General features: G+C 68.2%; 17 protein-coding genes. 8 read left to right on the top strand and 9 right to left on the bottom strand.

Annotated features, from left to right (window positions below; genetic code table 11):
* The first annotated feature begins 26 nt into the window (after positions 1-26).
* Both OC372_RS03965 and OC372_RS03960 read left to right on the top strand, forming a co-directional pair.
* Positions 27-1,061 carry a zinc-dependent alcohol dehydrogenase gene (locus OC372_RS03965; RefSeq protein WP_105710349.1) on the top strand — a complete coding sequence of 345 codons (1,035 nt, stop codon included), beginning with the start codon at positions 27-29 and terminating at the stop codon, positions 1,059-1,061.
* 122 nt (positions 1,062-1,183) lie between these two features.
* Positions 1,184-2,128, top strand: coding sequence for a DUF1254 domain-containing protein (locus tag OC372_RS03960; RefSeq protein WP_262000983.1), 945 nt, complete (start codon positions 1,184-1,186; stop codon positions 2,126-2,128).
* Between the two features lie 38 nt (positions 2,129-2,166).
* On the opposite strand, the gene OC372_RS03955 is transcribed toward OC372_RS03960, so the two are convergent.
* From OC372_RS03955 to OC372_RS03945, 3 genes are read right to left on the bottom strand one after another with little or no spacing between them, the layout of a single operon-like run.
* Positions 2,167-3,516 (bottom strand): cryptochrome/photolyase family protein, encoded by a 1,350-nt coding sequence (locus OC372_RS03955; RefSeq protein WP_262000982.1) that lies wholly within the window; start codon positions 3,514-3,516, stop codon positions 2,167-2,169.
* A gap of 39 nt (positions 3,517-3,555) precedes the next feature.
* A complete protein-coding gene (locus tag OC372_RS03950) occupies positions 3,556-3,966 on the bottom strand; it encodes a hypothetical protein (protein ID WP_215066360.1) in 411 nt (136 codons plus the stop codon).
* 34 nt (positions 3,967-4,000) lie between these two features.
* Positions 4,001-4,951, bottom strand: coding sequence for an alpha/beta fold hydrolase (locus OC372_RS03945; protein ID WP_262000981.1), 951 nt, complete (start codon positions 4,949-4,951; stop codon positions 4,001-4,003).
* Between the two features lie 165 nt (positions 4,952-5,116).
* Here OC372_RS03945 and OC372_RS03940 point away from each other — a divergent pair, with 165 nt between their 5' ends.
* From OC372_RS03940 to OC372_RS03925, 4 genes are all read left to right on the top strand, one after another.
* A complete protein-coding gene (locus tag OC372_RS03940) occupies positions 5,117-6,274 on the top strand; it encodes a sensor histidine kinase (protein ID WP_262000980.1) in 1,158 nt (385 codons plus the stop codon).
* Positions 6,271-6,954: a response regulator transcription factor gene (locus tag OC372_RS03935; protein WP_262000979.1), complete on the top strand. Its 684-nt coding sequence runs from the start codon at positions 6,271-6,273 to the stop codon at positions 6,952-6,954. Before OC372_RS03940 ends, OC372_RS03935 begins: the two co-directional genes overlap by 4 nt.
* Before the next feature lie 170 nt (positions 6,955-7,124).
* Positions 7,125-9,050: a threonine--tRNA ligase gene (thrS, locus tag OC372_RS03930; RefSeq protein ID WP_262001230.1), complete on the top strand. Its 1,926-nt coding sequence runs from the start codon at positions 7,125-7,127 to the stop codon at positions 9,048-9,050.
* Entirely contained in the window at positions 9,047-9,610 is a 564-nt protein-coding gene (locus OC372_RS03925) for an HIT family protein (RefSeq protein WP_105709985.1), read from the top strand. The genes thrS and OC372_RS03925 overlap by 4 nt, the downstream gene beginning before the upstream one ends.
* 1 nt (position 9,611) lies before the next feature.
* Here the strand turns inward: OC372_RS03925 and pdxY are convergent, their stop codons facing one another.
* Both pdxY and OC372_RS03915 read right to left on the bottom strand, forming a co-directional pair.
* Positions 9,612-10,463, bottom strand: a complete 852-nt coding sequence (gene pdxY, locus OC372_RS03920) for a pyridoxal kinase PdxY (RefSeq protein WP_029263306.1) — start codon at positions 10,461-10,463, stop codon at positions 9,612-9,614.
* 45 nt (positions 10,464-10,508) lie between these two features.
* Positions 10,509-11,816, bottom strand: a complete 1,308-nt coding sequence (locus OC372_RS03915; protein WP_262000978.1) for an aminotransferase class I/II-fold pyridoxal phosphate-dependent enzyme — start codon at positions 11,814-11,816, stop codon at positions 10,509-10,511.
* 90 nt (positions 11,817-11,906) lie between these two features.
* On the opposite strand from OC372_RS03915, the gene pdxS reads away from it, so the two are divergent.
* The gene (gene pdxS, locus OC372_RS03910; RefSeq protein WP_262000977.1) at positions 11,907-12,800 is read left to right on the top strand and encodes a pyridoxal 5'-phosphate synthase lyase subunit PdxS; all 894 of its coding nucleotides are present in this window, start codon (positions 11,907-11,909) and stop codon (positions 12,798-12,800) included.
* The gene (gene pdxT, locus OC372_RS03905) at positions 12,790-13,401 is read left to right on the top strand and encodes a pyridoxal 5'-phosphate synthase glutaminase subunit PdxT (protein ID WP_105710348.1); all 612 of its coding nucleotides are present in this window, start codon (positions 12,790-12,792) and stop codon (positions 13,399-13,401) included. The genes pdxS and pdxT overlap by 11 nt, the downstream gene beginning before the upstream one ends.
* Here the strand turns inward: pdxT and OC372_RS03900 are convergent.
* From OC372_RS03900 to OC372_RS03885, 4 genes are all read right to left on the bottom strand, one after another.
* Positions 13,398-14,078, bottom strand: a complete 681-nt coding sequence (locus tag OC372_RS03900) for an alpha/beta fold hydrolase (RefSeq protein WP_105709983.1) — start codon at positions 14,076-14,078, stop codon at positions 13,398-13,400. The genes pdxT and OC372_RS03900 overlap by 4 nt on opposite strands.
* Before the next feature lie 74 nt (positions 14,079-14,152).
* Positions 14,153-15,523 carry a reverse transcriptase family protein gene (locus OC372_RS03895; RefSeq protein ID WP_105709982.1) on the bottom strand — a complete coding sequence of 457 codons (1,371 nt, stop codon included), beginning with the start codon at positions 15,521-15,523 and terminating at the stop codon, positions 14,153-14,155.
* A gap of 301 nt (positions 15,524-15,824) precedes the next feature.
* Complete coding sequence (locus OC372_RS03890) at positions 15,825-17,168, bottom strand: FtsX-like permease family protein (RefSeq protein ID WP_105709981.1); 1,344 nt, start codon at positions 17,166-17,168, stop codon at positions 15,825-15,827.
* Positions 17,165-17,905 carry an ABC transporter ATP-binding protein gene (locus tag OC372_RS03885; protein WP_219860756.1) on the bottom strand — a complete coding sequence of 247 codons (741 nt, stop codon included), beginning with the start codon at positions 17,903-17,905 and terminating at the stop codon, positions 17,165-17,167. The genes OC372_RS03890 and OC372_RS03885 overlap by 4 nt, the downstream gene beginning before the upstream one ends.
* Between the last annotated feature and the right edge of the window lie 39 nt (positions 17,906-17,944).

Below are 17,944 nucleotides of genomic sequence, written 5' to 3'. Positions count from 1 at the left end.
ACCCACGATTTCGTCAAGGAGGAATGATGCGAGCAGCAGTCGTCACAGAGTTCGGTGCGCCGGCGCAGGTGGAGGAGCGCCCGGTGCCGGAGCCCGGTCCGGGACAGGTACTGGTCCGCCTGGAGACGTGCGGACTATGTCACACGGATATCCATGCGATGCGAGGAGACTGGCCGGTGAAGCCCACCCTCCCGCTGATCCCGGGGCACGAAGGCGTCGGAATCGTCGAGCAACTCGGCACGGGCGTCACCAACCGTGCTGTCGGGCAGCGTGTCGCGATGCCCTGGCTCGGTCACGCCTGCGGTGAGTGTCGGTACTGCGTCGACGGGCGAGAGAACCTCTGCGAGAGCCAGTACAACAACGGCTATGCGGTCGATGGCGGCTACGGCGAATACATGCTCGCGGACTCCCGCTTCGCCGTCGCCGTTCCCGAAGGCATCACCGCCATGGACGCCGCGCCGCTCACATGCGCCGGCGTGACGACCTATGCCGCCATCAAGAATGCACGGGTCACGCCGGGGGAGACCGTGGTGATCTTCGGCGTGGGCGGGCTCGGGCATCTCGCCGTCCAATACGCTCGCCTGGTCGGTGCGAAGGTCATCGCCGTCGACGTCACCGACGAGAAGCTGGAGCTGGCGACGGAGCTGGGAGCGGACCACGTCATCAACGCCCACGACACCGACCCGATCACCGCGATCCGCAGCCTCGGTGGAGCTGACGTCGTCGTGGTGCTCGCCGTCGCTCCCGCGGTCTTCGATCAGGCGTTCTCCTCTCTGAATCGCGGGGGTCGTCTGGTCCTCGTATCGCTGCCGGCCGGCGGGGAACTGACTGTTCCGATCTTCGACACCGTCCTGAAAGGCATCAGCATCATCGGTTCGATCGTCGGCACGCGACAGGACCTCGCTGAGGTGTTCGCTCTGCATGCCGCCGGGCGCACCAGAGTCGTCACAGAGGCCCGCGAGCTGCAGCAGGTGAACTCGTCCGTCGACGAGGTACTCGCCGGTGCGGTTCCCGCGCGCCTCGTGTTCCAGTACCACACCGCCGACATCGTGCCCGTCTGAGGCGCCGCTGCCCTTGCTCGACGATCCCGCCCACGCACCGACGATCCGCGCGCCTCGCCGATGACCGCGGGCGACCGTCCCACCCGATAGTGTGTGGGCAACAGAGCAGCGAGGAGCCCCGGATGAGTGCCCAGATCGTCGATGTCGACAACTTCACGCGGGTGGAAACCGACACGATGATCGACCGGATGCTGCCGATCATCGGCGGGGTGGGCGTGTTCCACCACGACCGTGCGCTCCCGCCCCTGGAGCAGCAACCGGTGATTCGACAGAACCGCGACACGCTCTATTCGGTCGCGATCATCGATCTCAGTGGGGGCCCCGTCACCCTCACACTGCCGGAGGTCGGAGACCGGTACGTCTCCGTCATGATCATCAACCAGGACCACTACATCAACCGTGTCTTCCATCGGGCAGGCTCCTATCCCCTCACGATCGAGGAGTTCGAGACCCCGCACGTCATCGCTGCGGCACGCGTCCTCTTCGACCCGGCAAGTCCGAGCGACCTCGAAGCGGTGAATGCGATCCAGGATCAGATCACTCTCAGCGCGAGCGGCACTCAGGAGTTCTCTCACCCCGAATACGACCACGACAGCTACGTCGAGGTTCGCGAAGCCCTGCTCGTGCTGGGCAAGACGATGGGTGGACTGTCGGGATGCTTCGGATCGAAGGAAGACGTCGACCCCGTGCGTCACCTGGTCGGCACGGCGCTCGGCTGGGGTGGCCTTCCCGATGCGGAGGCGTCGTACATCAACATCGACCCCAAGCTTCCCGTCGGCCGCTACACCATGACCTTCCGAGACGTGCCCGCCGACGCGTTCTGGTCGGTCAGCGTCTACAACGCGGCCGGCTACTTCGAACCCGGGCCGATCGGCGCCACGAACGTCAACTCCGTGTTCGCCACCAAGAACGAGGACGGATCGACCACCGTGCGCCTCGGCGACCACGGCGACGATGCCGCGAACTCCATTCCCCTCCCGGAGGGCTGGAACCTCCTGATCCGGCTCTACCGGCCGCGTCTCGGTGAGCTCGCCTCATGGAAGGTGCCGGAGATCATCGCCGGCTGACCACACCCCGGCGGTGCAGACCTCGCCGTCTTCGAGCATCAGGAAGGCGCTCGTGGCGCCCGCTTGACCTCGTCGTACGCCGCGAGCGCGGCCTTCCTGGTCTCACCGAGGTCGACGATCGGTTCGGTCGGTGCTTCGGAGGCCCACTGCGAGATGTAGAGCCCCTGCGGGTCGAACTTCTTCGCCTGCAGCTCGGGATTGAAAACGCGGAAGTACGGGGCCGCATCGGCACCGGAGCCCGCCACCCATTGCCAGTTGAACGGGTTGTTGGCCTCGTCGGCGTCGACGAGCGTGTCCCAGAACCACTCCTCGCCGAGTCGCCAGTCGATCAGCAGGTTCTTCACGAGGAAGGAGGCCACGACCATCCGGACGCGGTTGTGCATGTAGCCCGTGTGCCAGAGCTCCCGCATTCCCGCATCCACCAGCGGCACTCCGGTCTCGCCGTGCTGCCAGGCTTCCAGGTGCGCTGGGTCGAGGGGTGGCCACGGGAAGGCGTCGAACTCGCGACGCAGATTTCGGGTCGCGAGGTCGGGGGAGTGATAGAGCGTGTGCCAGGCGAACTCCCGCCAACCGAGCTCGGAGAGGAATCCGCCGGCACCGTCCACGCCGACGGCCTCGTGCCAGACCGTGAAGGGGCTGATCTCTCCCCAGCGCAGCCGCGGGGAGAGCAGCGAGGTCGCACCGGCAGCGGGTTCGTCGCGCGCGCGGTCATACGAGGGGAGGTCGTGAGCGAGGAACTCCGTGAGGCGTCGCCGGGCGGCGGGTTCCCCAGGCTCCCAGGTGTCGCGCAGGCCCCCGGCCCAATCCGGCCGGGTGGGCAGCAGATCCCAGTCGTCGAGAGCATCGGAGGCGGGGACATGACCCGGGCCATCGACTGTCCGTGGCTCCGGAAGCGGCGCGCGTGGTGCCGGCAGCGCGAGACACGCGCGCCAGAACGGGGTGAAGACGGAATAGTGCGTGCCGCTGCCGGTCGTCACGGTCCACGGCTCGTGCAGCAGGGATGCTGCGAAGGACGCGACCTCGAGCCCCTCGGCCCGGAGTGCCGACTTCAGCGATGAGTCGATCTCGCGCTCGGCGCCCCCGTACCGTCGGTTCCAGAATACGGCGCCGGCGCCGACATCCGCCACCGCCTCGCGGACGACGTGCCCTGCGGCGCCGCGACGCAGCACGAGTGCCCCGCCGCGCTCACGGAGACGCTCGTCGAGCGATGCCAGCGAGTGGTGCAGCCACCAGCGGGCTGCGCCGCCGAGGGGGCGGATGCCCGGCGACTCCTCGTCGAGCACATAGAGCGCGATGACCGGTTCACCTCGATCGATCGCGGCGCGCAACGCCGGATTGTCGGCGAGGCGGAGGTCGTCGCGGAACCACACCAGCGAGGGGGATGTCATGGGACCATTCTCTTCGAGCTCACGGGCATGGTCTGTCTCTCAACGCCGACGGTGGTTTCGGCGGGGCGTCTCGCCGCCGGTCGACCACAGCGCCCACAGCACCAGGATCGGCTGTAGGAACAGTCGACCGAACCGCCGAGCATCCGTGTCGAGTCCCGGCGTCGAGCGCTTGGTCTGCCACTGGTGGATGTTCCCGGGCATCACGGCGACGAAGAATGCGGCCGTCGCCCAGCCGATGCGGCGGCGCTCCTTCGGTAGCGCGAGGAGCCCCGCCGCGAGCGCGACCTCTGCGGCGCCCGAGGCGATCACGATCGTGTCCTTGTCGAGCCTGGTCAGGCGAGTGGCCCAATCGGGCACCACGACCCGGAACCCGCGGGTGCTGAGGAAGTGGCCGACACCGATCGCGCCGAGCGCGACCGCCAGGATCCATCGTGCGACTGCTCTGTCCATCCGTTCACGCTACGTGATGTCCAGAGCTCCGGCGTCACTCCGCGGCGGGCATCCTGGTGCGCTCCCACGAGCGGAACCCGTCGACGATCTCCGGCGTGTGCGTGTGGTGGAGGTAGTGCGTTCCATCGAGCGGCACCACCGTTCCATCGTCGACGGCCGCGGCCTGCTCCTCGTGCAGATCCACCCAGGTGGGGACCGTCGGATTGTCGGCCACGACGAACAGCAGCAGGGGGAGGTCTTCGGGGAAGCTCGTGCCCAGAGCATCGTCGAAGTTCGCGTGGAGCAGAGACATCGCGTTCAGGTAGGTGGGGCTCAGCGTGTTCCGGTTGGTGAGCAGGGCGATCTGCTCCTGCACGTCTGCGGAGTAGACGGACTCGTCGTAACCCGTGCCACGGAACGATGCGATGAGTCGCACGAGCCCCAGGTTCTTCGCCGCGCCGAAGAGCCCGACGGGCAGCTCGGTGTCCGAGCCGGGCTGCCCGGGGACGCTGCTGTCGATTCCGACGAACGCCCGCACCTCATCGGGATAGCGGTTCGCGAACTGGATGCCGTATATGCCGGCGATGGAATGCCCCATCAAGACGTAGTCGTCGACGCCGAGCTCCTGCAGAGCGGAATGCGTCTCGGTCACGATGTTGTCGGTGGTGCGGGCGCGATCCGTACCGTCGCTCAGCCCGTAGCCGAACGGCTCCACCACGATGACGCGGTGATCCTCGGCGAGCTCGGTGACGAGCGGCTCGAAGTCGAGCACAGGCGATGCGGTGCCGAAACCCGGGAGGAGAACGATGTCCTCCGAGCCCTCACCGGTGATCATGACGTTCATCTCGTGCCCGTCCACGGTGACCTTCTGCCCGTACGGCTCGATGCGATCCTGTTCGACCGCGGTCGCCACCGCATTGCCGACCGTGGTGGCCACCAGTCCGACCGCGATGACGGCGACGACGGACGTGAGTGCGATGAGCACTCTCTTGACGGGCTTCTTCATGCCGACCTCTCTCGGCGCACGCGCTGTGCGCCCTCATCCCAGCGTGCCGCGCGGCATCCGCCGCCGCGTCGCCCTGCCGCAGACAAACGTGTACTGCGATCGCAGTACACACAGCTCATCCCGGCGGAGGATCCGGGAGTCGGCGTCGCGGTGAATACTGGTGTGATGCCGGCACCTCGTCCTCCAGGAATCGCGGCGCCGCTCTCCGACCTGATCGCTGTGGTCGTGGTGGTCGTGTTCGCCGTGTCACCCTTCCCGGACGAGGCGTTCCGCGCGACCGGATGGCTGCTCGTCGTCGCCCTCGTCCCCGCGGCCGGGATGCCGTTCCGCCGCCGGCATCCCCTCGTCGTGCTCGTCGTCAGCCTGCTGTGCGCAGTGGTCCTGGCATTCGCGGGTGTCCTGTCGCCGAGCGCGCTCATCGCCATGGCGATCAGTGCCTACGCCGTCGTGGACCGTCGAGGGCGACTCGTCGGGATCATCGCCGTGACCTCGGCGACGGCGATCGTCTTCTTCTCGAACGCGATCCCGCTCGGCGGGGATCTCTTCGATGCCCGCGCGCTGCAGTTCGTCTTCATCATCGCCCTCGCCGGAGCACTGGGGGACGCGACCAGGTCACGACGCGAGTTCGTCTCCGCCATGACCGAACGCGCGGAGCGGGCCGAGCGGGGGAGGGACGAGGAAGCGCGACGACGTGTCGCCGAAGAACGGGTGCGCATCGCGCGCGATCTGCACGACGTGGTCGCGCACCAGATCTCGGTCATCAGTCTCAATGCGGGCGTCGCGTCATCCGCGTTGGAGACCCGCCCGGAGCGTGCGCGGGAGGCACTGAGCACCATCCGCCGTTCCTCTCGCACCGTGCTCGCCGACATCGGTGGGCTGATGGCGCTGCTGCGCTCCGACGATCCGGATGATGTTCGCGACCTTCGTCCGCAGGTCGGCCTCGCCGGTCTCGACGAGCTGGTCGTGCAGTTCCGCGAGGCGGGGCTGCGCGTCGATCTCCAGGACGATCCCGATCGGCCTGCTCTGTCGCCGGCCAGTGATCATGTGGCTTACCTCGTGGTCCTCGAAGGATTGACGAATGCGCACAAGCACGGAGCGGACGGCGCGGCGACCGTGCGCCTCCGAGCGGACGGCGGGTCGCTCCGTGTCGTCGTCGACAATCAGGTGGCGACGGAATCCGAGGCGGTGTCGCGTGCGGGTGGCCACGGGCTGCGTGGACTGCGCGAGCGCGTGGTCGCGGTCCGGGGAGATGTGCAGACCGGCCGCGATGGAAGCGCGTTCCGCCTCGAGGTGCGGATCCCCCTCGACGGAGGTGCACGATGATCCGGGTGCTCGTCGTCGACGATCAGCCGTTGGTGCGGCAGGCGGTCCGCGACATCCTCGTCGACGGCGGCATCGAGGTGGTGGGCGAAGCAGCGAACGGGCGTGAGGCGGTCACTGCGGTGCGCGAGTCGATGCCGGACGTCGTGGTGATGGACATCCGGATGCCGGAGCTCGACGGCATCGCCGCCACCGCGCAGATCATGAGCGCGGCGCAGTCCACCGCGACCCGCGTGCTCATCCTGACGACCTTCGAGGAGGACGACTACGTGGTCGCCGCACTCCGCGCCGGTGCGAGTGGCTTCATCGGCAAAGGGGCCGAGCCGGACGACATCGTCAGCGCCGTGCGAGTGGTGCACCGCGGTGAGGCTCTCCTGTCGTCGGCGGCAACACGGTCGCTGATCGAGCGCTCCGTGCTGCCGCAGCATCCGCGAGCCGATGCCTGGCACACCGAGCCGCTGCGACAGCTCACGGAGCGGGAGCGCGAGGTGCTGCTGCTCGTGGCGGGCGGGGCGTCGAACCAGGACATCGCGAACCGACTCGTGATCTCACCGCACACCGCGAAGACCCATGTGAACCGCATCATGTCGAAGCTGCACGCACGCGATCGTGCGCAGCTCGTGATCCACGCGTACGAGTCGGGGATCATCGTCCCCTCGCGCGGCGCCGACCAGCCGGGCTGAGGGTGACCGACGGCGGCACCGGTCACGGTGTCCGACACCGTCGCGAAGCGGTCAGGACCCCGTGATCATGCGAGTAACCTGGACACCGACCCAGATGGAGAGTTTCTGTGCCTGAAAACGCCCGGCCGCACGATGGCTTCGCCCTGTTCACTGACCGAAACGTCGTCGCGATGCGCGTCAACGGCGATCTCAAGGATCTCGCCACGACCGTGACCGACACCGACGAGGTCGAGCCGGTCACGATCGACAGTGCGGATGGGCTGAACATCCTCCGCCACTCGGCTGCCCACGTGCTGGCGCAGGCGGTGCAGCGCATCAACCCGCAGGCGAACCTCGGCATCGGCCCGCCCATCACCGACGGGTTCTATTACGACTTCGGCGTGGAGACCCCGTTCACGCCTGACGACATCAAGGCCATCACGAAGGAGATGCAGCGCATCGTCCGCGAGGGCCAGCGCTTCGTCCGCCGTGTCGTGACCGACGACGAGGCGCGCGCCGAGCTCGCGGACGAGCCGTTCAAGCTCGAGCTCATCGGGCTCAAAGGCGGGAAGGAAGCCGCCGAGGGGGCCTCCGTCGAGGTCGGCGAGGGTGAGCTGACGATCTACGACAACACCACCCGCGATGGCGAGGTCGTCTGGAAGGACCTCTGCCGCGGGCCGCACCTGCCCAACACGCGCATGATCGGCAACGGCTGGGACCTCACCCGCATCGCCGCCGCCTACTGGCGCGGCAGCGAGAAGAACCCGCAGCTGCAGCGCATCTACGGCACGGCGTGGCCGACCAAGGACGAGCTGCGTGCCTACCAGGAGCGCATCGCCGAGGCGGAGCGCCGCGATCACCGCAAGCTCGGTGCCGAGATGGACCTGTTCTCCTTCCCAGACGAGATCGGCTCCGGACTCGCGGTGTTCCACCCCAAGGGCGGCATCATCCGCTACGAGATCGAGGAGAACCTACGTAAGCACCTGCTGCGCAACGGATACGACCTCGTGAACAGCCCGCACATCACGAAGAAGGACCTCTTCATGACGTCGGGTCACCTGCAGACCTATGCGGACGGCATGTTCCCCCCGATGCACCTCGACGAGGTCGTCGATGAGGAGGGCAACGTCACCCGTCAAGGGCAGGACTACTACCTGAAGCCGATGAACTGCCCGTTCCACAACCTCATCTTCCGTTCGCGCGGGCGTTCCTACCGCGAGCTGCCGCTGCGTCTGGCCGAGTTCGGGACGGTCTACCGCTACGAGAAGAGTGGGACACTGTCGGGTCTGACCCGCGTGCGTGGCCTGACACAGGACGACGCCCACATCTACGTCGCTCAGGACCAGGTCAAGGACGAGCTCACGACGAACCTGAACCTCGTCCTGGACCTGCTCCGCGACTACGGCCTCAACGACTTCTACCTCGAACTGTCGACGAACGAGGTGGGGAACCCCAAGTTCCTCGGCGAGCCGGAGCAGTGGACCACCGCGATCGACACGTTGCGTGAGGTCGCGATCGAGTCCGGACTCGAACTCGTCGCCGACCCCGGCGGCGCCGCCTTCTACGGTCCGAAGATCTCCGTACAGGCACGCGACGCGATCGGACGCACCTGGCAGATGTCGACCATCCAGCTCGACTTCAACCAGCCCGACCGGTTCGAGCTGGAGTACACCGGACCCGACGGGCAGAAGCACCGGCCGGTCATGATCCACCGCGCGCTCCTCGGTTCGGTCGAGCGCTTCTTCGCGATCCTCCTCGAGCACTACGCCGGCGACTTCCCGCTCTGGCTCGCGCCCAGCCAGGTTGTCGGCGTCCCGGTCGCGGAGCAGTACGGAGACTATCTGGACGACGTCATCGCACAGCTGCGCGAGGCGGGCGTCCGGGCCGACGTCGATCACTCCGACGACCGCATGCAGAAGAAGATCCGCAACCACACGACGGCGAAGGTCCCCGTCATCCTCATCGTCGGGGAGCAGGATCGAGCCGCGGGCACGGTGTCGTTCCGCTTCCGAGACGGGACGCAGGAGAACGGCGTCCCGGTGGCGGATGCGGTACGTCGGATCAGCGCCGCCATCGCCTCGCACGCGCTCGTGCTGAAGGCAGGGGACCTGGCGTGACCGAGGGGGAGCGGCCGCTGGAAGACGCCGGGCGCCTCGCCGGCGTTCCGGACGAGTTCCAGCGGCTGTGGACCCCGCATCGGATGGCGTACATCCAGGCGGGGCCGGAGCCGCTGCGGGAGGAGTGCCCGTTCTGCGAGGCGCCGAAGTTCCCGGACGAGGAGCGGCTGGTCGTGGCGCGCGGCGAGACTGCCTACGTGCTGCTGAACCTGTTCCCGTACAACTCGGGGCACCTGCTCGTGTGCCCGTATCGCCACATCGCCACGTACGACCAGGCGACGCCCGCCGAGGTCGCCGAGATCGGTGCCCTCACACAGACGGCCATGCGTGTGCTGCGCGAGGTGTCACGCTGCGACGGCTTCAACATCGGCATGAACCAGGGCGCGGTGGCGGGCGCAGGCGTCGACGCCCACCTGCACCAGCACGTGGTGCCGCGGTGGACATCGGACGCCAACTTCTTCCCGATCATCGCGAAGACCAAGGCGCTTCCGCAGCTCCTCGGCGAGGTGCGGGAGGCCGTGGCGAACGCCTGGCCGGCGTCGGAGCCTACTGCGGAGTAGCTCAGCGCACCTGACGGGCGGTGAACTGCATCTGCGGGTTCGCGTAGAACTCCTGCGCCTCGACGAGCTGCAGCTCGCGCTCACCGGATTCGAGCGTGGCCTTCAACAGGTCGTAGACGCTCGACGCCGTGCGCTCCAGAGCGATCTTCGCGCTGCCGGTCTCGACGTAGTGCGCCGTGAACAGTGCCGCGGTCACATCCCCGGAGCCGTTCGCCTTCATCGGCAGGTGCGGGGTCTGCACCAGCCAGGCGCCCTGCGCGTCGGCGGCGAGCATCTCGATGGTGCCCTCTTCGCGGTCGGGCCGCTCGACGCTCGTCACCAGCACGGTGCTCGGACCCATCGCGTGGGCGAGGTCGACGGAGGCGAGGGTGGACTCGAGGGTGTCCGGCTCGGTGTCGGTGAGGAAGCCGAGCTCGAACTGGTTCGGCGTGATGATGTCGGCGACCGGGACGACGCGCTCTCGCAGCAGCACCGGGATCGCCGGGGCCACGAAGCACCCCGACTTGGCGTTGCCCATGACCGGGTCGCAGGCGTAGACGGCGCTCGGGTTCGCGGACTTCACACGGGCGACCGCGTCGATGATCACGTCTCCGATGCCTTCGCCGCCCTGGTAGCCGCTGAGGATCGCGTCGATCTGGCCGAAGACGCCACGCTCCTCGATGCCGGTGATGACTTCGCGGACGTCGTCCGGAGCGATCATCGGTCCGCGCCAGGCGCCGTATCCGGTGTGGTTGGAGAAGTTCACGGTGTAGACCGGGAGCACCTCCACGCCGATGCGCTGCAGGGGGAACACCGCGGCGGAGTTGCCGACGTGCCCGTAGGCGACGGCTGACTGGATGGAGAGGATCTTCATTCTCCGGCTCTTTCGTTCAGGGCAGGCGGGTGCCCGCGAGGATGGTCATCGCCCGGCGGCGACGAGGTCGGCGACGAGGGTCTCGGCCTCGTCATCGGACAGGTCGTGCACGGTCAGGCGCAGATGGTGGGATGGGTCCGCGCGGTCGTCGAGCGCGAAGTCGTCGCCGGTGCGGGCCAGCCACCCTCGGCGCATCAGCCGATCGGCGACGAGGCGCGCAGGTTGCGGCAGTTCGACCCACAGGCTCATACCGTCGGATGCGGTCGCATCGATGCCGCCTGCGCGCAGTCGCTCCGCGAAGGCGGCATTCCGCTCCGCGTAGTGGGCAGCTGCTGCGGCGACCTCGGTCATCACGGCGTCGTCGGTGAGCTGCGTCAACGCGAGACGCTGCAGCAGGTGGCTCACCCAGGTCGTTCCGGGACTCAGACGCATGGCGAGCCGTTCCGCTGTCTCGGCATCCGTCGCCGCGATCGCGAGGCACATGTCGGGTCCGAGGAACTTCGACACGGAGCGCACGAGCGCGAACCGACGGTGGTCGGGACCGATGAGCGACTCGTACCGGCGCTGCGAGAGCATCGAGAAATGGTCGTCCTCGATGATCAGCACGTAGGGGTGGTCGGCCAGTACCGCTCGCAGTTCGGCGGCCCGCGTCGCGGTGAGGCTCGCTCCGGTGGGGTTCTGCGCGCGCGGGGTGCAGATGATCGCGCGGACTCCGGCGTCCAATGCCGCACGCAACCCGTCGACGGTCATGCCCTCGGCGTCGACCGGCACCGGAACGGCCCGGTACCCGCCGAGTCGCACGGTGTGGATGCTCGCCAGGAAGCACGGGTCCTCGAGCGCCACGGCGTCGTCGCGCATCAGTGCCTGCGCGAGCAGCCGCTCCACGGCATCGACGGCACCGCTGGTGACGGTGATGCGGAAGTCGACGTCGTCGAGGTCGGCGGCGATCCACCGCCGTGCCCAATCCTCGAGACCACGATCGATCACGGGCTCGCCGTAGAGGACGGGGCGCGAGGCGATGGTCATCAGTGCGGGTGCCGGATCGGGGATGAGGCGTGGGTCCGGGTTGCCGGTGCCGATGTCCCGGAGGACAGTGTCGGGGGCGTAACCCTCCTGCGCCACGGTTTCGTGGCCCGCGACCACGGTGCCGGCACGCCCGCGCGAGACCACGAGACCGGCCTGAGCGAGCTGGCGGTACGCAGCCACGGCGGTGTTGCGATTCACGCCGAGGGTCGCGGCCAGCTCGCGCACCGGGGGGAGGAGGCTACCGGGCTGCAGGGATCCGCGGTCGCGCAGCGAACGCACGCTGTCGGCGATCTCCGACGCGGTGGTACCTGTGATCTGGTCGCTCATGATCCTCCTCAGCGATTCTAGGTCGAATCGGACAGTGCTACGTTTGATCTAGATCAAAACCCACTTCGGTGCATCCGACAGGAGTTCCCCATGACCGAGCAGACAACCACCGGATCCTCGCGCGTCAAGCGCGGCCTCGCCGAGATGCTCAAGGGCGGCGTCATCATGGACGTCGTCACCGCTGAGCAGGCGAAGATCGCCGAAGACGCGGGCGCCGTTGCCGTCATGGCGCTCGAGCGCGTGCCGGCCGACATCCGTGCCCAGGGTGGGGTCTCGCGGATGAGCGATCCCGACATGATCGACAGCATCATCGACGCGGTCTCGATCCCGGTGATGGCGAAGGCGCGCATCGGACACTTCGTCGAGGCCCAGGTGCTGCAGGAGCTCGGCGTCGACTACATCGACGAGTCCGAGGTGCTCTCGCCGGCCGACTACGTGAACCACATCGACAAGTACGAGTTCACGGTGCCGTTCGTGTGCGGTGCGACCAACCTGGGCGAGGCACTCCGCCGCATCAACGAGGGCGCCGCGATGATCCGCTCCAAGGGCGAGGCCGGCACCGGCGACGTCTCCGAGGCGATGAAGCACATCCGCAAGATCCGTGGGGAGATCGCGGCCCTCGCTGCGCTGCCCAAGGACGAGCTGTATGTCGCCGCCAAGGAACTGCAGGCGCCCTACGACCTGGTCGCCGAGATCGCCGAGACCGGCAAACTCCCGGTCGTGCTCTTCGTGGCCGGAGGGGTTGCGACCCCCGCAGACGCCGCGATGATGATGCAGCTCGGAGCAGACGGCGTGTTCGTCGGCTCGGGCATCTTCAAGTCGGGCAACCCCGCCGAGCGCGCCAAGGCCATCGTCAAGGCCACCACGTTCTTCGATGACGCCAAGGTGATCGCCGAGGTCTCGCGCGGGCTCGGCGAGGCGATGGTGGGCATCAACGTCAGCGACCTCCCCGCGCCGCACCGTCTCGCCGAGCGTGGCTGGTAACACCCGCGTCGGAGTCCTCGCGCTGCAGGGCGACGTGCGCGAGCACGCCGCTCTGCTCGCGCACCTGGGCGCCGATGTCGTGCTGGTGCGCCGACCGGAAGAGCTCTCGTCCGTCGACGGCCTCGTGATCCCCGGCGGCGAGTCCAGCGTGATCGACAAGCTGTCCCGCATCTTCGGGATGCAGGAGCCGATCCGCGCCGCGATCGGTGCCGGACTGCCCGTCTACGGCACGTGCGCCGGACTCATTCTGCTGGCGGACACGGTGCTCGACGGGATCGACGGCCAGGAGTCCTTCGGCGGGATGGACATCGACGTCCGTCGCAATGCCTTCGGGCGCCAGACGGAGTCGTTCGAGACGCAACTCGCCGTCCCCGCTCTGGGGGAGCTTCCGGTGCGCGCGACGTTCATCCGCGCCCCGGTGGTCGAGCGTGTGGGCCCCGGTGTCGACGTCTTGGCATCGCTCACGGACGGCACGGTGGTCGCCGTCGAGCAGGGCAGCCTGCTCGGAACGAGCTTCCACCCGGAGGTCGATGGCGAGACGCGCTTCCATGAGCGCTTCCTCGACAAGGCCCGGACCCGTGCGGGGACGTACGCGCGCTAGCGCCGGTGGGAGAGCAGCCAGTCGTACAGCTCGGGGTTGTCGTAGGTCTCGGTCCAGGAGTCGTGGCCGACGCCGGCGTATCGCGTGAACCGCACGTCGGCGCCGAGTGTCCGAAGTTCGGTGGTGATCTCCTCCGTGGCGGAGATCGGCACGACATCGTCGGCGTCGCCGTGGAAAGCCCAGACGGGCAGGTGACGAATCGGCTCAGCACTCTGCATCCAGAGCCCACCGCAGATCGGTGCGATCGCGGCGAACCGTTCGGGATAGCGCACCGCCAGGCTCCAGGTCCCGAAGCCGCCCATGCTGAGCCCGGTCACCGATATGCGGGCCGGATCGACGCGGTGCGTCGAGACGACCTCGTCGACCAGCCCGGACAAGGTCGAGAGCTCCGCGACCCACTGACTCGACTCACCGCACTGCGGGGTGACGAGGACGAAGGGGAACTCGTGCCCGTCATCCGCCAGCCTCGGCGGGCCATGCACCGCGGCGAGGTCGAGGTCGGAACCTCGTTCGCCCGCACCGTGCAGGAACAGCACCAGAGGCCAGAGCCTGCCCGGGTCGGAGTCGTAGTCATCCGGAAGGTGGACGAGATACCGCAGTACGTCTGCCGGGGTCGGCGCGTCGTCGCGCACGTCCGACGTGCGAACGGCAGGAGTGATGTGTCGTGATCTGCGCATGCCTCCATCCTGCGCCATCCGTGCCGGTCGTCCGACGGTAGGGTCACTTGGCCACTCGTGCCTGGTCGCACCGGTCACCAACGGATACGCAGAAACTCCGCCCGGAGTTTCGCGCCTCGCTGGGGGTTCAGGCTCTCGACCCACGAGATGCGGCCGAGCAGATGTGCGCGGAAATCGTCGAGTCGGCGGTGATTCTGACTGCGCGGACCGTGCACGACGCAGTTGTGGATCGTCGCCTTGAGCCGGTCATAGTCGTCTCGTGAGACATTCGTTCGCTGGTTGACGACGATTCCGGTTACGCTCTGCCTGACGCCCTGGCGTCGGACCCTCGTTTTGCGCGGGTTGGCAACGTGCCCCTCGTCCTCGATGATCCGCTGCACACCACGGATGAAGGCATCAGGTCGCTTCGCGAGTCTCGGACCGCCGCTGAACGCGAGGTCATCGGCGTATCGCGTGTAGGTCGCGTCGACGGCATCCGCCCATCCCGTCAGCCGTGAGTCGAGGCGCCGGATGGCGAGGTTGGCAAGCATCGGCGAGGAGGGAGCGCCCTGCGGCAGATGACTCGTGGCCAGAGCCCGACGCAGGGCGAACCGCTCGTCGGATGATCCGCCCGGTGGCATGGCAGCAAGCACGCGCGGAAGAACGGCGTTGGTGCACAGCCCGGTCACGACGTGCGCGACGGGTTCGGACAGTCCCGACTGCCGAAGTGTTCCGTAGATGCGACCGCCCGTCACGCGTGAGAAGAACGTGGTGAGGTCGAGGGATATGACGATGTCGGCCCCCGTGTGGAGCGCCGCCCCGGTGGCCGCGCTGCGACCGGGCATGAAACCGTGGGCGGCATCGTTCACGGCTATGAGGCCGAGCACCTGTTCCAGGAGACTGCGCTGCACACGGCGCATCCGTTGCTCCGGGATCTCTAGCAACCTGGGGATCCGCCCGTGCCGTGTGCGCCACTCGTACCGGTAGTGGTGCAAGGCCCCTGTGCGCGCGCGCCGATTCCAGTTTTTGGTGTCGGCGAACCACTGGAGCCGGCCGACGTCCAGATCGAGCATGGCGGCGAGATCCGGGATGCTGTCGATGCGGGGAAGAGCGCCCGAGGGCGGCTGCGACGACGACGGACCGACTACGTGGTGGTGGATGCGCAGCGGCGAACGGCGCTCGTCGGCTTTGCGCACCGCTTCGGCGAAATCGGGCGAACGGAGGATCACCGACGTCAGCAGTCGCGGGGCATCGACAGGCGGGCGGACGAAGGCGGTCAACACGTCGCCGACGAGCGGAGAGAGCCAACGGCGACGCGCTCCCATGACGTACGCGCCGGCCTCGACGAGCTGCTCCTTCGCCCAGACCTGTGAGGCGAGGAAAGCGTCGGCCAGAGAGGCGGCCACCAACGACGGCAACGGTCGCGGCGTGCGCCCCAGCACGCGTGATGCGGTGGAGGGCGCCATCAGAGGGCAGCCGCGGAACGGGCGCCGGGCGTGCGATGGCCTGCGTACGACTCGTCCATCAGTGCGGGCACCGGTCTGCGCGAAGCGCAGTAAGGCGCCTGCGGCGTTCGTTCCAGGTCAGACTGCGTACCCCGGGGTGACCCCGGAGAGAGCGGAACACGTCGTGAACCACTCGCCTCGTCCGCAAGCCATCGCACGCGGCCACGATAGCAAGGAACACCAACGTCCGGATGGCGTCGCGGCCCTTCGCGAGTATGCGAGCGCGTCAGCCCCTGCGGCCGCGCTCGGATCGCGACTGTGTCTACTCCACGGCGAGGGAGCGGGGAATCTCGGTGCCGAGCGCGGTGACCGTCGGCAGCACCGTGGCGGCCAGGAGCAGGGCGAGTCCACCGCCGGCGATCAGCCCGATCGTCGGGAACGCGATGACGGGGCCGGGCAGCGAGAGCTTTCCGGCGATGACGAGGCCTCCGACCGCAGTGGCGGCCACCCCCAACATGGCCGCAGTGACCGCATAGGCCACAGCTTCCCAGATCGCGGTGAGCACGATCGCACCGCGCGTGGAGCCCACGGCCTGGATGAGCGCGAATTCCCGCTCGCGGGTATGACCGGACATGAATACGGTCGCCGCGGCCGCCACGCCCGCGAGGAGGAGGGGCCCGCCGAGGAGGATCACGACTCCCTCGGGGGCGAGATCGAATCCCGCGTCGCTGCCGTTTCGCGCGGCTTCCGCTGCGGCCATCGTGGCGCCGGTCGTGTAGAGCCCGCCCGCGAGGGCGATCGCAACCATGAGCGGACCGATCGCCGCGCTCGAGCGTGCCAGGCGGTAACGGGCGGAGTTCCGGGCGAGGAACCACGTCGCGGAGACCGTTGTCGGCAGTAGCGAAGTCCAGCCGCGGAGGACGAGAGGGAACACCACCGGCCCCGCGGCGGCGAGGGCGGCCGCGATCAACGGCGTGAACAGGATGGCCTGCCCCGAGAAAGCGGACATCGACGCGTCGCCGTCGAGGTTCATCGCGAGCGCCGTGGTGCCTCCGAGCGCGGACACGGTCAGGATGATGCGGAACCATCCCATCCGGATCCGCGGGGGTTCCGCATCACGCAGCGCCTCGATGGCCGGGGTCCGGCTCGCCCGTCGCGCGCTGCGCAGTCCTCCGAGAACCACGGTGAGCGCAACCGCGGCGATCACGATGAGGCCGCTGCCGATACCGAGGTGGAGGCTCACGCCCTGCATCTCGGGCCACTCCCGGAACACCCAGACGAAGAGGGACGGGAACATCAGCAGCGCGAGGAGCCAGCCGACGAACGCGCCGATGATGCCGATGACGCCGAGCTGGGTGAGAACGACGACGGCGACCAGCGCGGGCCGGACGCCGACGAGCTGCCACAGCGCGTAGTCCCGCAGCTGCAGGGCGATCGTGAGGTTCGCCGTGGAACCGAGCACGATGAGCGCTGTGATGGCCGCGAACATGATCACAGCGGAGCTGGTGCTGGCGAGCCCCTCCTGCACGGCGCCACCGTGGAAGGCACCGGTCTCGAGCAGACCGGCGGCGTGCGCACCGACGAATCCGGAGGTGACGGTCACAGTGAGCACTCCGAACCAGACGCGCCACCGCAACATCAGATCGGAGACGATCAGGGCGATCATGCCGAAGCCCCGGCGAGAGTGATCGCCTCGAGAACCTGTTCCGGAGTGGGCCGTCGCAGTTCTCGATGAATGCTCCCGTCGCGGAGCACGAGGACGCGATCGGCGAGCCCGGCGGCCTCGAGATCGTGGGTGACCATGACGACGGATCTGCCATCGCCCGCAGATGCGCGAAGCAGGCGGAGCACGTCGGCGCCCGTGGCCGTGTCGAGCGATCCGGTGGGTTCATCCGCGAACACGATGTCCGGCCGCAGGGCGAGCACGCGGGCGATGGCGATCCGCTGCTGTTGGCCGCCCGAGAGCTGTCCGGGGCGATGCCCGCCACGGTCCGTCAGGCCGACGTCGGCGAGCGCACGGTCAACGTCCGCGCGCTGCACGCTCTGCCGCGCAAGCCGGGCGGGAAGCGCGATGTTCTCCCGCGCCGTCAGCGAGGGGATGAGATTGAAGGACTGGAACACGAATCCGACGTGACGGCGACGCAGGGCGGCGAGCGCGCCGCGCCGAAGGGACGAGAGCTCTCGTCCTGCGAGGTGGACGCTCCCGGTGTCGTAGGGCTCGAGACCCGAGAGGCAGTAGAGCAGGGTCGACTTGCCGGAACCGCTCGGACCGACGATGCTCACCATCTCGCCGGGATGCACATCGAGGGATATCCCGCGCAGGACGGGGACGCGCGGCTCCTTCCGACCGGTTCCGGGGAATGTCTTCTCGAGGTTCGCGGCGCGAATCAATGGTTCGATCACGCCCCCATTCGAGCGCGCACCGGGAGGCGGCGCGAGAGA

This window comes from Microbacterium sp. Mcb102 (assembly GCF_024519805.1).
In the GTDB taxonomy this organism is placed as follows: domain Bacteria; phylum Actinomycetota; class Actinomycetes; order Actinomycetales; family Microbacteriaceae; genus Microbacterium.
The sequence above is the reverse complement of the archived record's forward strand: the minus strand, read 5'-3'. Positions and strand labels throughout refer to the sequence as shown.

What these genes read in the sequence shown, in the direction of transcription:
- OC372_RS03965 (WP_105710349.1), top strand. Translation starts at nt 27, where the DNA reads ATGCGAGCAGCAGTCGTCACAGAGTTCGGTGCGCCGGCGCAGGTGGAG.
- OC372_RS03960 (WP_262000983.1), top strand. Translation starts at nt 1,184, where the DNA reads ATGAGTGCCCAGATCGTCGATGTCGACAACTTCACGCGGGTGGAAACC.
- OC372_RS03955 (WP_262000982.1), bottom strand. Translation starts at nt 3,516, where the DNA reads ATGACATCCCCCTCGCTGGTGTGGTTCCGCGACGACCTCCGCCTCGCC.
- OC372_RS03950 (WP_215066360.1), bottom strand. Translation starts at nt 3,966, where the DNA reads ATGGACAGAGCAGTCGCACGATGGATCCTGGCGGTCGCGCTCGGCGCG.
- OC372_RS03945 (WP_262000981.1), bottom strand. Translation starts at nt 4,951, where the DNA reads ATGAAGAAGCCCGTCAAGAGAGTGCTCATCGCACTCACGTCCGTCGTC.
- OC372_RS03940 (WP_262000980.1), top strand. Translation starts at nt 5,117, where the DNA reads ATGCCGGCACCTCGTCCTCCAGGAATCGCGGCGCCGCTCTCCGACCTG.
- OC372_RS03935 (WP_262000979.1), top strand. Translation starts at nt 6,271, where the DNA reads ATGATCCGGGTGCTCGTCGTCGACGATCAGCCGTTGGTGCGGCAGGCG.
- thrS (WP_262001230.1), top strand. Translation starts at nt 7,125, where the DNA reads ATGCGCGTCAACGGCGATCTCAAGGATCTCGCCACGACCGTGACCGAC.
- pdxY (WP_029263306.1), bottom strand. Translation starts at nt 10,463, where the DNA reads ATGAAGATCCTCTCCATCCAGTCAGCCGTCGCCTACGGGCACGTCGGC.
- OC372_RS03915 (WP_262000978.1), bottom strand. Translation starts at nt 11,816, where the DNA reads ATGAGCGACCAGATCACAGGTACCACCGCGTCGGAGATCGCCGACAGC.
- pdxS (WP_262000977.1), top strand. Translation starts at nt 11,907, where the DNA reads ATGACCGAGCAGACAACCACCGGATCCTCGCGCGTCAAGCGCGGCCTC.
- OC372_RS03900 (WP_105709983.1), bottom strand. Translation starts at nt 14,078, where the DNA reads ATGCGCAGATCACGACACATCACTCCTGCCGTTCGCACGTCGGACGTG.
- OC372_RS03895 (WP_105709982.1), bottom strand. Translation starts at nt 15,523, where the DNA reads ATGGCGCCCTCCACCGCATCACGCGTGCTGGGGCGCACGCCGCGACCG.
- OC372_RS03890 (WP_105709981.1), bottom strand. Translation starts at nt 17,168, where the DNA reads ATGATCGCCCTGATCGTCTCCGATCTGATGTTGCGGTGGCGCGTCTGG.